Annotated in this window: 1 protein-coding gene; it reads left to right on the top strand. The window is 67.8% G+C overall.

Features of this window, described 5'->3' with window-relative positions; genetic code table 11:
- Window positions 1-1,763: translation elongation factor 4 (gene lepA / locus PLL68_RS14780; protein ID WP_324535389.1), on the top strand; the 1,763-nt coding region annotated here is incomplete at both ends.

Here is a 1,763-nt window from a genome sequence, read left to right as displayed (position 1 = left end):
CCGCACGCCACGCCGCCGGAGGCGATCCGCAACTTCTGCATCATCGCCCACATCGACCACGGCAAGTCGACCCTGGCCGACCGGATGCTGCAGATCACCGGCGTCGTCGACGACCGGTCGATGCGGGCCCAGTACCTGGACCGGATGGACATCGAGCGCGAGCGCGGCATCACCATCAAGAGCCAGGCGGTGCGGATGCCGTGGGACCTCGACGGCTCCCAGCACGTGCTGAACATGATCGACACGCCCGGTCACGTCGACTTCACCTACGAGGTCAGCCGCAGCCTCGCCGCCTGCGAGGGCGCCGTGCTCCTCGTCGACGCGGCGCAGGGCATCGAGGCGCAGACCCTCGCGAACCTCTACCTCGCGATGGAGAACGAGCTCACGATCATCCCGGTGCTCAACAAGATCGACCTGCCGGCCGCGCAGCCGGAGAAGTACGCCGAGGAGCTCGCCAAGCTCATCGGGTGCGAGCCCGAGGACTGCTTCCAGGTCTCCGGCAAGACCGGGGTCGGGGTCGAGCCGCTGCTCGACGAGATCGTCCGCCAGATCCCGGCACCCACCGGCGACGCCAACGCGCCCGCCCGGGCGATGATCTTCGACTCCGTCTACGACACCTACCGCGGTGTCGTCACCTACGTGCGGGTCATCGACGGCAACCTCAACCCGCGCGAGCGGATCGCCATGATGTCGACCAAGGCCACCCACGAGCTGCTCGAGATCGGCGTCATCAGCCCTGAGCCCGTGCCGGGCAAGGGTCTGGGCGTCGGCGAGGTCGGCTACCTCATCACCGGCGTGAAGGACGTGCGCCAGTCCAAGGTCGGCGACACCGTCACCAACGCCGCCAAGCCCGCGACCGACGCGCTCGGTGGGTACCGCGACCCCAAGCCGATGGTCTTCTCGGGCCTGTTCCCGCTGGACGGCTCGGACTACCCCGACCTGCGCGAGGCCCTCGACAAGCTCAAGCTCAACGACGCCGCGCTCGTCTACGAGCCGGAGACCTCGGTGGCCCTCGGCTTCGGGTTCCGGTGCGGCTTCCTCGGGCTGCTGCACCTGGAGATCGTGCGCGAGCGGCTCGAGCGCGAGTTCGACCTCGAGCTGATCTCCACGCAGCCCAACGTCGTCTACGAAGTGGGGATGGACGACGGCACGCAGATCACCGTCACCAACCCCAGCGAGTTCCCCGGCGGCAAGATCGCCGAGGTGCGCGAGCCCAAGGTCCGCGCCACGATCCTCGCGCCGAGCGAGTTCATCGGCGCGATCATGGAGCTCTGCCAGGGCAAGCGCGGCACCCTGCTCGGCATGGACTACCTGTCCGAGGAGCGCGTCGAGATGCGCTACACCCTGCCGATGGCCGAGGTCGTCTTCGACTTCTTCGACCAGCTGAAGTCCCGAACCCGCGGCTACGCGAGCCTCGACTACGAACCCGACGGTGACCAGGTCGCCGACCTCGTCAAGGTCGACATCCTGCTCCAGGGCGAGACCGTCGACGCCTTCTCGGCGATCGTTCACAAGGACAAGGCCTACGGCTACGGCGTCATGATGGCCGGCAAGCTCAAGGAGCTCATCCCGCGCCAGCAGTTCGAGGTGCCGATCCAGGCCGCCGTCGGCGCCCGGGTCATCGCCCGCGAGAACATCCGCGCCATCCGCAAGGACGTCCTGGCCAAGTGCTACGGCGGTGACATCAGGCGCAAGCGCAAGCTGCTCGAGAAGCAGAAGGCCGGCAAGAAGCGGATGAAGAACATCGGCTCGGTCGAGGTGCC

The organism is Ornithinibacter sp. (assembly GCF_035443565.1).
Taxonomy (GTDB): domain Bacteria; phylum Actinomycetota; class Actinomycetes; order Actinomycetales; family Dermatophilaceae; genus Fodinibacter.
This window is presented reverse-complemented; position numbering and strand designations above follow the sequence as displayed.